General features: G+C 31.0%; 8 protein-coding genes. 6 read left to right on the forward strand and 2 right to left on the reverse strand.

Going from position 1 to position 13,443, the window contains the following annotated elements:
• Positions 1-13 precede the first annotated feature (13 nt).
• The 3 genes from FVF61_RS02700 to FVF61_RS02710 are packed head-to-tail and all read left to right on the forward strand — an operon-like array spanning position 14 to position 4,874.
• Positions 14-2,446: a DUF5916 domain-containing protein gene (locus FVF61_RS02700; protein WP_148452985.1), complete on the forward strand. Its 2,433-nt coding sequence runs from the start codon at positions 14-16 to the stop codon at positions 2,444-2,446.
• A gap of 53 nt (positions 2,447-2,499) precedes the next feature.
• The gene (locus tag FVF61_RS02705) at positions 2,500-3,162 is read left to right on the forward strand and encodes an ABC transporter ATP-binding protein (protein ID WP_148452987.1); all 663 of its coding nucleotides are present in this window, start codon (positions 2,500-2,502) and stop codon (positions 3,160-3,162) included.
• 44 nt (positions 3,163-3,206) lie between these two features.
• A complete protein-coding gene (locus FVF61_RS02710; protein ID WP_148452989.1) occupies positions 3,207-4,874 on the forward strand; it encodes an LIC_10190 family membrane protein in 1,668 nt (555 codons plus the stop codon).
• On the opposite strand, the gene FVF61_RS02715 is transcribed toward FVF61_RS02710, so the two are convergent.
• On the reverse strand, positions 4,871-7,897 hold the full coding sequence (locus FVF61_RS02715) for an aminotransferase class III-fold pyridoxal phosphate-dependent enzyme (protein ID WP_148452991.1): 3,027 nt from the start codon (positions 7,895-7,897) through the stop codon (positions 4,871-4,873). The two genes, FVF61_RS02710 and FVF61_RS02715, sit on opposite strands and share 4 nt — an antisense overlap.
• A 111-nt stretch (positions 7,898-8,008) precedes the next feature.
• Between FVF61_RS02715 and FVF61_RS02720 the strand changes: the two genes are divergently transcribed.
• Positions 8,009-8,773 (forward strand): TIGR02757 family protein, encoded by a 765-nt coding sequence (locus FVF61_RS02720; protein ID WP_148452993.1) that lies wholly within the window; start codon positions 8,009-8,011, stop codon positions 8,771-8,773.
• 59 nt (positions 8,774-8,832) lie between these two features.
• The gene (locus FVF61_RS02725) at positions 8,833-10,311 is read left to right on the forward strand and encodes a S10 family peptidase (protein ID WP_148452995.1); all 1,479 of its coding nucleotides are present in this window, start codon (positions 8,833-8,835) and stop codon (positions 10,309-10,311) included.
• 74 nt (positions 10,312-10,385) lie between these two features.
• On the opposite strand, the gene FVF61_RS02730 is transcribed toward FVF61_RS02725, so the two are convergent.
• A complete protein-coding gene (locus FVF61_RS02730; RefSeq protein WP_148452997.1) occupies positions 10,386-12,275 on the reverse strand; it encodes a M61 family metallopeptidase in 1,890 nt (629 codons plus the stop codon).
• Between the two features lie 102 nt (positions 12,276-12,377).
• On the opposite strand from FVF61_RS02730, the gene FVF61_RS02735 reads away from it, so the two are divergent.
• The gene (locus FVF61_RS02735; protein WP_148452999.1) at positions 12,378-13,385 is read left to right on the forward strand and encodes a glycosyltransferase family 2 protein; all 1,008 of its coding nucleotides are present in this window, start codon (positions 12,378-12,380) and stop codon (positions 13,383-13,385) included.
• Positions 13,386-13,443: the final 58 nt, after the last annotated feature.

Below are 13,443 nucleotides of genomic sequence, written 5' to 3' on the forward strand. Positions count from 1 at the left end.
CTACCAATTAAAAATGAAACATATTGTATTTCTTCTTTCACTATGCTTATTTACGTCTGTAAGTTTAAGTCAAGAAAAAAAATCTATTACCATTAATAGAGCTGCAATAGCACCCAAAATAGATGGTATGTTAAATGATGTTGCTTGGGAAGATGCTGAATTGGCTGAAAACTTTACTCAATTTAAGCCAGATGTTGGTATTTTGGAAAAAGACTACCAAAGAACAATTGTACGTGTAACTTATGATGACGATGCCATATATTTTGGAGCTTACTTATATGACAATCCAAATGAAATAATGAAACAGTTTCAAAGTCGTGATAACTTTGGAATTAATGACTTTTTTGAGGTTGTAATTAATCCTAATAACGATTCCCAAAACGATACCGAATTCTTTGTATTCCCAACAAACAATCAGGCAGACGCTATTTCTTCACCCAATATTGGTCAAGATTTTGGTTGGAATGCTGTTTGGGAAAGTGCTGTAAAAATAGTAGAAGACGGTTGGGTTGTTGAAATGAGAATACCTTATTCTGCATTGCGTTTCTCAAACAAAAAAGAACCTGTTTGGGGTTTACAGTTTCATAGACAGTTTAGAACAGATAGGTCTCAATATAGTTGGAACCCAATAGACCCTTCAGTTGGTAGAACAAGTCTATATCATGGAGAATTATTAGGTTTAAAAAACATTCAACCACCTGTTAGATTAATGCTTTATCCATATGCTTCTACAATCATTCGCAAAAAAGGAGATGATGATATTACAGATGAATATAATATAGGATTAGACTTAAAATATGGGATTACTGAAAATTTCACATTAGACGCTACCTTAATTCCAGACTTTAGTCAAGTTGGTTTTGATGATGTGGTACTTAACCTTGGACCATTTGAACAAGAGTTTTCTGAGCAAAGACAGTTTTTTACAGAAGGTGTCGATTTATTTACCAAAGGGAATCTGTTTTATTCCAGACGTGTTGGAAATGCACCAATTGGAGAACCTAATTTAGATCAAGAAGAAGTTGTTATAGACTATCCTGATATAGTTAAAACTATTAATGCCTTTAAAATATCTGGGAGAACTGAAAAAGGTCTTGGCATAGGAGTATTTAATGCCATTACAGAAAAAACATTTGCAACTATAAAAGATACAATAACCAATCTATCAAGCAAACAGGTTGTTGAACCCTTAGCAAACTATAATATATTTGTAATAGACCAACAGTTTAACGGGAATTCATCTGTTACTTTAATAAATACCAATGTAACTAGAGATGGACATTTTAGAGATGCAAATATTACTGCAGCTTTATTAGATTATGCCAACAAGAAAAACACTATTGGAATTGATGCTGCTATCAAACATAGCTTTTTAAATTTAGAAGAAGGCAATGAAAATGGTTTTAATACAGAATTTGAAATTGGAAAAATTAGTGGAAACTATCAATACAGTTTTAGACATCAATTAGCAGATGAAGATTATGATATTAATGACCTAGGAATAAATTTCAGGAATAATTACAGTAATTTTAATATAGATTTTTCTTATAGAATATTTGAACCCATAGGAAACTTTATAAATTTCGATTATAATTTTTGGTTTAATTACAACATGCTGTATAACCCTAGTAAATATACTGGTAAAAATACTGGTGGTCGTGTTACATTTCAAAACAAAAACATATTGAGTTATGGTGCTAGATTTAATTATGAAATAGGTAAACAATACGATTATTTTGAAGCCAGAACAGAAGGTAGATATTTTATTTATGAAAATTGGTTAAGCTCTAGTGCTTGGGTGTCTTCCAATTACAATAATACCTTTGCTTACGATGTAAATATGGGTTTTGGAACTCTGTTTGAAGATGATAGAGATATGTTTAATTTTGATTTTAGTTTAAGCCCAAGAGTACGTTTTAATGATAGGTTTACTTTAATTTATAAAGTAGATTTTAACAACTCGAATGGTAATAGAGGTTATATTCAGAATATAGGAAACGATATAGTTTTTGGCCAACGAGATAGAACTACTTTAATAAATAGCTTAACTACAAACTATAATTTTAATGTGTTACATGCCTTATCTTTAACGTTTAGAAATTATTGGAGTGTTGTTGATTATGATAAACAATTGTATACACTAGAAGACAATGGAAGGTTGAGTACAGAAGATGGCTATAGTACAGATGATATTGATAATCCAAATACAAATTATAATACTTGGAATTTAGATTTTGGATACTCCTGGCAATTTGCTCCTGGAAGTACCATAACTGCCTTATATAGAAATAGTTTATTCGATTTATCGAATGCTTCTAGAGATACATATTTTGATAGTGTAAATAATCTATTTGAACAACCAATCGATCATAACTTCTCTTTAAGATTAGTCTATTTTATTGATTATAATCATGTTAAAAACATTTTTAATAAGAATAATAGCTGATTATTGTATAGGACTTCTTATTGTAGTAAATTCACCACAGCATAACGTTTTATATGATTCAAGCAAATAACATCCATAAATACTTTGGTGATTTACACGTTTTAAAAGGTGTTGATTTAGATATAAAAAAAGGAGAAATAGTTTCTGTTGTGGGAGCATCAGGAGCAGGAAAAACAACCTTACTACAAATCTTAGGAACGTTGGACAAGCCGGAATTGAAAGAATCCTATGAATTTGTAATCAATAACACAAACATCAGTTCCTTAAACGATAAATCTTTAGCCAAGTTTAGGAATGAGCATATTGGTTTTATTTTTCAGTTTCATCAATTATTACCTGAATTCACAGCCTTAGAGAATGTATGTATTCCTGCATATATTAAAAAAACTAAAAAGCAAGAGGCAGAAAAACGTGCCAAAGAGCTTTTAGATTTTTTAGGATTGAAAGATAGATACCATCACAAACCAAATGAGCTTTCTGGTGGCGAACAACAACGTGTGGCAGTAGCCAGAGCTTTAATTAATAATCCTGAGCTTATTTTTGCCGATGAACCTTCAGGAAATTTAGATAGCGAATCGGCTGAAAACCTACATCAATTGTTTTTTAAACTTCGTGATGAGTTTGGCCAAACCTTTGTGATTGTGACTCATAATCAGGAATTAGCAGATATGGCAGATAGGAAACTGACCATGGTTGACGGAAAAATCATATATTAGAGGTTGGAAATCTAAACATTAGCCAAACCAACCCATAAAACTGCATGCTATTCATTCTTCTATCTTGGATTTATATTTTAGCAATTACCTTAGTGGCTGGAGTTAGTGTTAATCGTTTACTAAAACTTCAGGATGTCAATCCTATTTTAGTGCTATTTCATGGATTTTTTGGTATTACTTTAGTAGCAGGCTTTTGGGCTATATTCTCAGCAATTAGCTGGCAGTTTCATATTTTTATCTTATTAATTGGTTTTATTTTACTTTTTGTAAACTATTCATTAATAATTAATTACATATCATTATTTAAACAAGATTTTAACAAATTATCTAAATTTTTTAAACTATTATTAGTTGTTATCTGTATTCTTGTTTTAGCACAATCTGCTTCTCCTCCATTTATTTTAGATAACGAATCTTATTACATTCAAACCATTGCTTGGTTAAACGAGTTTGGCTTTGTTAAAGGACTCATTAATATACATTTATTTTTAGGTCAGACAAGTGGATGGCATATTTTACAAAGCGTTTTTAGTTTTAATTTTTTATACGACAATTTTAACGACTTAAACGGTCTATGTCTCTTACTTGTAAATTATTACGCTTTAATAAAACTGAATGACTTTTTCAAAATCAATAACAATCCATTGAATTTAGTAATTGGGCTCTTCCCTATTTTTAATGTGTTTTTATTTCAATTTGTTAGTTCTCCTTCCCCAGATTTAGCAGTGTATGTTATTTCTTTATTCATTTTTTATGGTTTGCTAATGAATTATCATGCCTGTAGCAAAAATGGCTTAGTGTCTTTAGTCATGCTCACATCGTTTTTAATTCTAATTAAAGCTACGACTATCGTTTTTGTATTATTTCCAGTTTTAATTTATATAAAACATTATAAGCATGTCAAGCAATACACGTTCATAGTTTGGGTTGTTAGCATTATAACCTTAAGTTTAATTGTTATTAAAAACGTATTGATTACTGGAAATCCTATGTATCCATTAACTGGAATTGAACCTTTAAAAATGCCTTGGAGTTTGCCTACAAATATCGAAGCCTATTTTTACAATTACGCAAAAGCCTATGGCTATGCAGTTACTCCTGAAGTTTACAGTAGTAGCAGCTATTTAAGTTTAATTAAAGGATGGATTTTTCAATCTGGAATGGATGGTATTTTTAATAAAGCTATTCTTTTAATACTAGTTCTCTTTTTATTTTTTATAAAGAAATTCAAGACCAATAAAGCCATTTTGTTTATTTATGGAGCAGCTTTGTTACAACTGTTTATTTTGTTTGCTACTTCTCCACAATTCAGGTTTTATATACCATTTGTAATTATTTTATCTCTATTTCTTCTTTCTGAAATAATAAAGTCTGAAAAAATAACTAAAGGTATTTTAGTTCTAAGTACAATTGTTATTATAGTTCCTTTGTTTTTTACTATTCCGAATATTCAAACGAGTACCTTTTCAACTAACTATGTCATTGAACCACATGAAAACAGTCAGTATAAAACGGAGTACAAAGTTCTAGAATTAGGAAATACCAAGTTTAATACACCAACTAATATTTATTTTTTCTGGGGAACTGGAAACACGAAGTTACCAGCTTTAAACGAGCAACAATTGAACTATTTTAAAACCCACTTTAAAGTAATTCCTCAACAACGAACAGAAAATCTAGAAGATGGTTTTTATTTCAAGAAATTAGATTAATACTTCATAAAATCCTCTTTAAAAATTTGCTTTAATCTAGATAACAATTCATCTGCGTTCTCAACCAAAAAAACCAATGGAGGCTTTATTTTTAAAGCATTAAGGTCTTTCCCATCTGTACTCATTAAAACACCAAAATCTTTCATTCTGTTCGCTAAATACGACGCTTTTTCAGCTAAGGGATGCTTAACTTCGTCAGTCAACTCAAAACCTAAAAACAAGCCTTGTCCTCTAACATCACCTATTATTGGAAATTCTTTTTGAAGGTTTATTAATTCATTCTTTAAATAAGTACCAACTTTTAAAGCATTTTCTTGAAGATTTTCATCTTTAATAACCTGTAACACTTCTTTTCCAATAGCACAAGAAACTGGGTTTCCTCCAAACGTATTAAAATATTCCATGCCATTTGCAAACGCATTAGCAACTTCTTGGGTACAAACCACAGCAGCTAAGGGATGACCATTTCCAATAGGTTTTCCAATGGTTACGATATCTGGAATGACATCATGTAGCTGAAATCCCCAAAATGTATGTCCTACTCTACCACAACCTGTTTGAACTTCGTCTGCAATACAAAGCCCACCAGCTTTCCGAACAGCTTGATAAGCTAGCTTTAAATAGTTTTTTGGTAGTTCTATTTGTCCACCACAACTAATGATGCTTTCACAAATAAAACCAGCTACTTTCCTGTCTTTTTTATGAATGTTATTTATTTGTTCATCTACATGCTTAACATAATCTTCAGCTGTATTATCTCCTTGATACAAACCTCTAAACCTATCAGGTAGTGGAACTATATGCGTGTGTTCTGGAGCTCCTTGACCACCTTTGCCATCAAATTTATAAGAACTAATATCAATACACGCATTGGTGTTTCCATGATAACCGATTTCTACAGCAATCATATCTTGAGCTTTGGTATATGCTTTTGTCATACGCAGAGCTAATTCGTTGGCTTCACTTCCAGAATTCACAACATGGACTACAGATAATTCTTTTGGAAAGGTATTTAGTAACTCTTTTGCAAAATCTTTAATAGTATCATGTAGATAACGAGAATTGGTGTTTAAAACAGCCATTTGGTCTTGTCCAGCTTTTACGACTTTAGGATGTTCATGACCAACATGAGCCACGTTATTTACTGTGTCTAAGTATTTTCGTCCTGTATCATCAATTAAATAGACACCAGAACCTCTTTCCATTTTTAAAGGGGTTTTATAAGATAAACTTAAACTTTTGCCTAAATGGTTTTTTCTGAAATCAATCAGGTTTGTATTGTCTTTTTTAATATGTTCATTTAATCCTTCAAATTTGAACAATAGATTTGGGTTTGGACAAATACTCTTCCAAACAGTGATATTATTTGGGAAAGCAACACCTGGAAAATCGTGTTTGTTGTCTAACATATTTAACATGACTTGGAAATGCAAATGTGGCGACCAATCGCCATTTTCAAAATCATCACCAACATAAGCAATCAGATCGTTTTTGTTTATTTTCTGACCTTTTACAACAACATCTAGACTGCTTTCAGTCAAATGTCCATACAAGGTATAAAACGGAATGCCAGAATCTGTCTCATGTTTTAAAATTAAAGTTGGTCCATAATCTTTATTGTTTCCATTGTTATAAATACTAAACACTTGTCCATCAAAAGGTGCATGAATAGGCGTGTTTTCTTTTACCCAAAAATCAACTCCTAAATGTGTGGTTCTGTATTCTGGTCCAGAATTCCCTTCTTTTTGATAGGCTTTGGTACTATAAAAAGGCCTAATTTCTACATAACCTCCTGCAAATAAAGCTTTCGGTTTTTCAGCTTGAAGTCTATTAATTTTAAAAGTAGTAAGTTCTAAATCATTATATTCTCTTTCACTACCAAGCCAAGTACTACCAATACTCATATCGATTGTGTGAATATGATTAAAATCAAGCGTTGGAAAAAAGTCATTTAAAGAGACATCTTGTTTTTGTGTCCACAATTTAAATTCATTTTCATTTGGATGGGCTGTAAATCCACAAGCAGACCGGAAACTATAATATGCTAAATTTTCATCAACATCTTTCCATCTTTTTAAAACATCCCAAGCAGGTTTTTCGCTAATAAGCAAATACGTATTATCTGGTTCTTTTTGTTTATTCAAGGCAGATTTTGTGACACTAATTATCAAACGTATGGCTACTAAATTATAGAGATATTTAAGTTCTTCTTCTAGTAAAGTATATTGATTATGATAGCCTGAAACTATAGGCAAAGTTGCTGATAACAAATCCGGATTCCCCATAATGGCATAAGCTATAGCTACTGCTAAATCGTTTATGGTTTGTGTATAAATAGCATCTCCATAATCAATAATAGCAATGACTTCTGGATTAATTAGATCTGATGACACAAGAATGTTATTATCGTTGGCGTCATTATGAACAACTGATTTTCGAAGGTTATTATATTCCTTTTGAAACGCTTCAAATTGCTTTTGAAAGTAAGAAACAATGGTTTTTTGTTCTTCAGAAAACAACCCTAAATACTTAAATGTCCATTCGGCATGAGCAATATCCCAATCAATTTGTCTTTCTGCTTTTGAATGCTCGAAACCTGTTAAAGCTTTCGTAATTTTCCCAGCTTCATTTCCTAAACTAAATAGCAAATCATTTTTAATAGGATTTACTGAAGACCACAATCTGCCATCAATCCAAGATAACAGCCTTACAAACCGAGTATTTCCATGATCGTCCTTTATAGAACTAATGCTATTGCCATGAATATCTGAAAATACTTTAGGTGAATTCGGTTCCCTTTTTAAAACAAGCAAAAGCATCTCCTGTTGAAATTCTAAATAACTTAAATCTTCATCTGGCCTACTAATTTTAAGAATGTAGCTTTCGGAATTTGTTTCAACTAGAAAATTAAAGTCTAATTCTCCAGGTAAGACTTTAACATTTCCTTCAATATTATAGAGATTTTTAGCTATTTCTTTAGCTTGTTGTGAGTGTATTTTAAGGTTTGAATAAGCAACAGACATATCTATTTTGAATATAAAATAAGTAAAAACGAAGTTACTTTATTTTAAATAAATAATTAGAAAGTGATTCTTTCTATTTTTTATATTTTTAAAGAAAAAATAAGGTTACCATTGAACAAAACAGAATTAAAAGAATTTCTTGATTCCAAAGTGAAGCAATACAATCATCCTGATTTTATTGAAACAGATCCCATTCAAATTCCACATCTATTTAACAAAAAGGAAGATATTGAAATTTCAGGTTTTTTAACTGCAACAATAGCTTGGGGAAATAGAAAAAGCATTATTAATAATGCCAATAGAATGATGCAGTTATTAGAACATTCGCCATACGATTTTGTAAAAAATCATCAGGAAAAAGACTTAGAAGCCTTATTGCCTTTTGTGCATAGAACATTTAATGGAACAGATTTTATTACGTTTATAAAGGCTTTACAACATATTTGCAACAACCATCAAGGTTTAGAATCTGTGTTTGTAGATGGATTAAAAGATGGTTCGCTACAGAATTCTATACATCATTTTAAAAAAGTGTTTTTTGAAATAGAACATTTACCAAGAACACAGAAACACGTGAGTGATCCGTTAAAAAATTCAGCAGCAAAAAGGCTTAATATGATGCTTAGATGGTTTGTAAGGAATGATAACACTGGAGTTGATTTTGGGATTTGGAAAAACATATCTCCTTCCCAATTATCATGTCCATTAGATGTACACTCTGGGAATGTAGCCAGAAAATTGGGTTTACTAAAACGCAAACAAAACGATGCTAAAGCATTACAAGAATTAGATAATAGCTTAAGAAAACTGGATTCTGAAGATCCTGTAAAATATGATTTTGCTTTGTTTGGTTTAGGAGTTTTTGAAGGATTTTAACATATTTTGAAAACAGCTTCCAATAAAACATTTTATCTTTAAAACTTAAATGATAACCTATGAAGAATATCTTTTTATTATTAGCCACAATTTCTACAAGTTTGCTTTTTTCGCAAGTAAAAAAAATCCCTTTGGACACGATGGTTGTTACCAATCATAATGTTGTAATAAAAGGACAAAGTCTTTCTTATCAAGCAACAGCAGGAACACAACCAGTTTGGAACAGCAAAGGAGAACCTATTGCTACGCTATTTTACACCTATTATAAAAAGAGTAATAGCGACAAGGAAAAACGACCTATTATCTTTTCGTTTAATGGTGGACCAGGTTCTGCATCTGTTTGGATGCACATTGCTTATACTGGACCTATAGTTTTGAATATTGATGATGAAGGTTATCCAGTTCAACCTTATGGCGTTAAAGACAATCCAAACTCTATTTTAGATGTTGCAGATATTGTTTTTATTGATCCTGTAAATACAGGTTATTCCAGAATGATTGAAGATAAAGATGGAAAACTTCCTGATAGAAAAACATTCTTCGGGATAAATGCTGACATTTCCTATTTAGCCGAATGGATGAATACTTTTGTAACTAGAAATAACCGTTGGGAATCGCCAAAATATTTAATTGGAGAAAGTTATGGAGGACCAAGAGTTATGGGCTTATCTAACGAATTACAAAACAATCAATGGATGTATTTAAATGGTGTGATTTTAGTATCTCCAGCCGATTATAAAATATATTCTACCGATCAGCCTATTTACTCAGCTTTAAATTTACCGTATTTTACAGCAGCAGCTTGGCATCAAAAAGCATTGCCTGCTTCTTTACAACAAAAAGATTTATTAGAAATCTTACCTGAAGTAGAAACTTATACTATAAATAATTTAATGCCAGCTTTAGCAAAAGGAGGGTTTATTTCTTCTGAAGAAAGAGAACAAGTAGCAGAAAAAATGAGCTTGTATTCTGGCTTAGACAAAAAAGCTATTTTAGACCACAATTTAAATGTGCCAACTAGCTTTTTCTGGAAAGAATTATTACGTGATGAAGGTTATACCATTGGTAGATTAGACTCACGTTATTTAGGAATTGATAAAATGACAGCTGGAAATTCCCCTGATTATAATTCAGAATTAACATCATGGCTACACTCTTTTACGCCTGCAATAAATTATTATTTAAGAGAAGAGCTTAACTTTAAAACAGATATTAAATATAATATGTTTGGAGATGTTCATCCATGGGACAGACAAAACGATTACACTAGAGATGGTTTACGTCAAGCAATGGCTCAAAACCCTTATTTAAAAGTCTTGGTGCAATCTGGGTATTACGATGGAGCTACTACTTATTTTGCAGCAAAATACACCGTTGGACAAATGGATCCAAGTGGTAAAATGAAAGATCGAATTTATTTTAAAGCTTATAGAAGTGGCCACATGATGTATTTAAGAGATGAAGATTTAAAAACTTCCACAGACGACATCAGGCAGTTTATAAAAGATTCAGCTGCTAAAGGAGCTGCTAAGTACTAAACAAAAAAAAGCCTGATGAAAAAATCATCAGGCTTTTTTATTTCTTAAATCAACAATCTACAATCTTATTTTTTCTATCCTTTTAACCAAGCATTACGAACAGCTATTTGAGCTTCTGTAGCGTTTGGATTAGCAACTAAGGTTTTGCCTATGGTATAAGATTTTTCAACTGTTGTATTTATTACGTATTCTTCTCCATTTCTATCCAAAACAACAGTTATATTTTTTCCTGGTTGCCACATAAATACTTTTTGAAAAACATTATTAGCTGTCATTAAAGTAACTTCTTCTCCATCTACAGATTTAATAACATCATTTGGCATTGCGCCATTGTCATGCCAAAAACTATTTTGAGCAACTAACCCATTAAAGAAAATAGTTCCTTTTTCCTGATTTGCTCCAAAAATTAACGCACCATCATTTTGCACATAGTTAGTTTCCACTCTGCTTTCACCCATTTCAAGACCAACTTTCGCAAAAAATTTGTTGTAATTTATTGGTAAATCTCCAACAACATGAGTATTTAAGAAATCACCAACTGATGGATAAGTCATTTCAGTTATTTCTGCAATTAAATTATCGTCTTCAAATGGTTTGTTTTTACCATATTTCATTGATAATTCCTTCATTAATGAAAGAATACCTCTAGTTCCATTACTTTCTTCACGCATTAAAATATCAATGCACATACCAATTAATGCACCTTTTTGATATACATTATAATATTGACTTGCATATGGTTCCTTTAACACGTTTTCACTCATAATTGTAAAGCTCATCGTGTCGTTCATACCAGAAGCAGATTGAATTTTACCCATTATTTTGGTATAAAACTCTTCATCTGTAACTAAACCTTGATCTACTTGAAATAATGTAGCAAAATATTCAGTAACACCTTCGTACATCCATAAATGTTTAGAGAATGTAGGATTAGCATAATCAAAATAATGCACATCCTCAGAATGTACACTTAAAGGGGTAACAATATGAAAGAACTCATGAGATACTACATCAACCATACTTTCTGCTAGTGTAGCATCTGGAATGGCTTCTGGCATAACCACGACAGTAGATGTATGATGTTCTAAAGCACCAAATCCTTTTGGAGATTCTGCATCTCCTTTAGATAAATATAAATAGATATCGTATCTAGGTGTGCTATTTATATCTCCTAAATATGCTTTTTGAGCTTGCATCATAGTTCTCATTGTTTCACCAATTTGCTTAGCTGTATGTGTTTGATTTGGAGAATAAACACTTAATACTACCTTAATACCTCCAACCTCAAATTCTTCAACATCAAGATTCCCATACATCATTGGGTTGTCTGTTATATCAAAATATCTTGGAGCAAAGTATGAAGTTGTTACTGAAGAACCATCTTCACTAGCCTTCTCAGCTACATTTTGTAATGCAGATGTACGAACAAAATCTGCAGGAGCAGTTACATCTAACTTATATTGATTATTTTTTAAAGAATCGAAATAACCAATAAAACCATGTAAGTTTAATACATAATTATCTGTTTCAATATTCGTTCCTGCTGGTGAAAAGGGTGTTTCTCCTCCAATTCCACCTGACACTTCAACATCAAACGTATCATTAACAAAATAGGTAATATAATCTAAATTAGTAGCTCCACCAATTGTCCAAGTATTCGTATCTACTTTATTTACTGATAATTCACTTCCGTTATAATCGTAAGCTTTTAAATCGTCTACATATTTTCCAAAATCGCTTACAGAATAGGTTCCTTGTACAACTTTAGGTAATCTGTAAGTTACAGTTTCAACAGTAAACCTTCCTGGATTTATAATAACTGGAACTTGGTCGTTGGTTACTTTGGTTAAATCTAATGAAGATTCAATTGGATTATTTACTGCAAGATCTGCAGAGGTTTTTGTGGAAGAACCACAAGCAACAAGAATCATACTGATTCCAAAAATGGCTATTAGTTTTTTCATTATAAATTATTTTGTATACATGTTTTGACGTTCAAAAATACAATGTGTTACAGATTTAAACCTTAACTTTTTGTTAAAAAGAGTTATTGTTATCTTCGCTTTATGCAAAAACCATTAATAAGTATTTTAATTCCTTTTAAAAATACAGCTAAGTATCTTCCAGAATGTTTAGAATCTATATTAAAACAAACCTATACAAACTGGGAATTACTTATTGTAGATGACCATTCAACTGATGAAAGTTCTATATTGGTAAAAACCTATTCTAAGAAAGATAAAAGAATTAAACTCGTTAAGAATAATGGTGAAGGCATTATTGATGCTTTACGATTAGGACTAGATAAAAGCAATGGAACTTATATTACAAGAATGGATAGCGATGATATTATGCCTCCAAATAAACTAGAAATTTTATTAAATAATTTATTTCACCATGGCAAACATCATCTAGCTACTGGGTTGGTGAGTTATTTTAGTGAAGATGGTATTAATGATGGTTATAAAAGTTACGAAAAATGGTTAAACAATTTAACTATAAAAGGAAATAATTATACTGAAATCTATAAAGAATGTGTTATTCCATCACCATGTTGGATGATCCATAAAGCCGATTTAATAGCTTGTGATGCTTTTAATCCGAATGATTATCCTGAAGATTACGATTTAACTTTCCGTTTTTATAAACATCAAATAAAAGTAATTCCATGCAATCAATTATTGCATTACTGGAGAGATTATTCTACCAGAACATCCAGAACTCATAAGCATTATGAACAAAACTATTTTCTAGATATAAAATTGAAATATTTTCTAGAATTAGAATATGATTCTTCTAGACCCCTTGTACTTTGGGGAGCTGGTTTTAAAGGAAAAACAATTGCCAAATTATTAATAGAAAAGCAAGTTGAATTTTCGTGGATTTGCAACAATCCGAAAAAAATAGGAAAACATATATATGGAAAAGAATTATTTCAACCTCAATATTTAAATGAAATTGAGCATGCCAAAAGTATTATAACCGTTGCAAACAAACAATCACAAAAAACAATTAGAACTTTTTTTGGAAAAACTAATAAACAAGCTATGAATGATTATTTTTTCTTCTGTTAAATAATTAATTTGTTGTTAAAAGGTTTCCTATGTCATTGTAAACACTATTTTTGTAAAT

Source organism: Xanthomarina maritima, from assembly GCF_008084905.1.
GTDB classification, from domain to species: Bacteria; Bacteroidota; Bacteroidia; order Flavobacteriales; family Flavobacteriaceae; genus Xanthomarina; species Xanthomarina maritima.

Bases quoted from the DNA above. Each gene is read 5' to 3' on its own strand.
- FVF61_RS02700 (WP_148452985.1), top strand. From the start codon at position 14: ATGAAACATATTGTATTTCTTCTTTCACTATGCTTATTTACGTCTGTA.
- FVF61_RS02705 (WP_148452987.1), top strand. From the start codon at position 2,500: ATGATTCAAGCAAATAACATCCATAAATACTTTGGTGATTTACACGTT.
- FVF61_RS02710 (WP_148452989.1), top strand. From the start codon at position 3,207: ATGCTATTCATTCTTCTATCTTGGATTTATATTTTAGCAATTACCTTA.
- FVF61_RS02715 (WP_148452991.1), bottom strand. From the start codon at position 7,897: ATGTCTGTTGCTTATTCAAACCTTAAAATACACTCACAACAAGCTAAA.
- FVF61_RS02725 (WP_148452995.1), top strand. From the start codon at position 8,833: ATGAAGAATATCTTTTTATTATTAGCCACAATTTCTACAAGTTTGCTT.
- FVF61_RS02730 (WP_148452997.1), bottom strand. From the start codon at position 12,275: ATGAAAAAACTAATAGCCATTTTTGGAATCAGTATGATTCTTGTTGCT.
- FVF61_RS02735 (WP_148452999.1), top strand. From the start codon at position 12,378: ATGCAAAAACCATTAATAAGTATTTTAATTCCTTTTAAAAATACAGCT.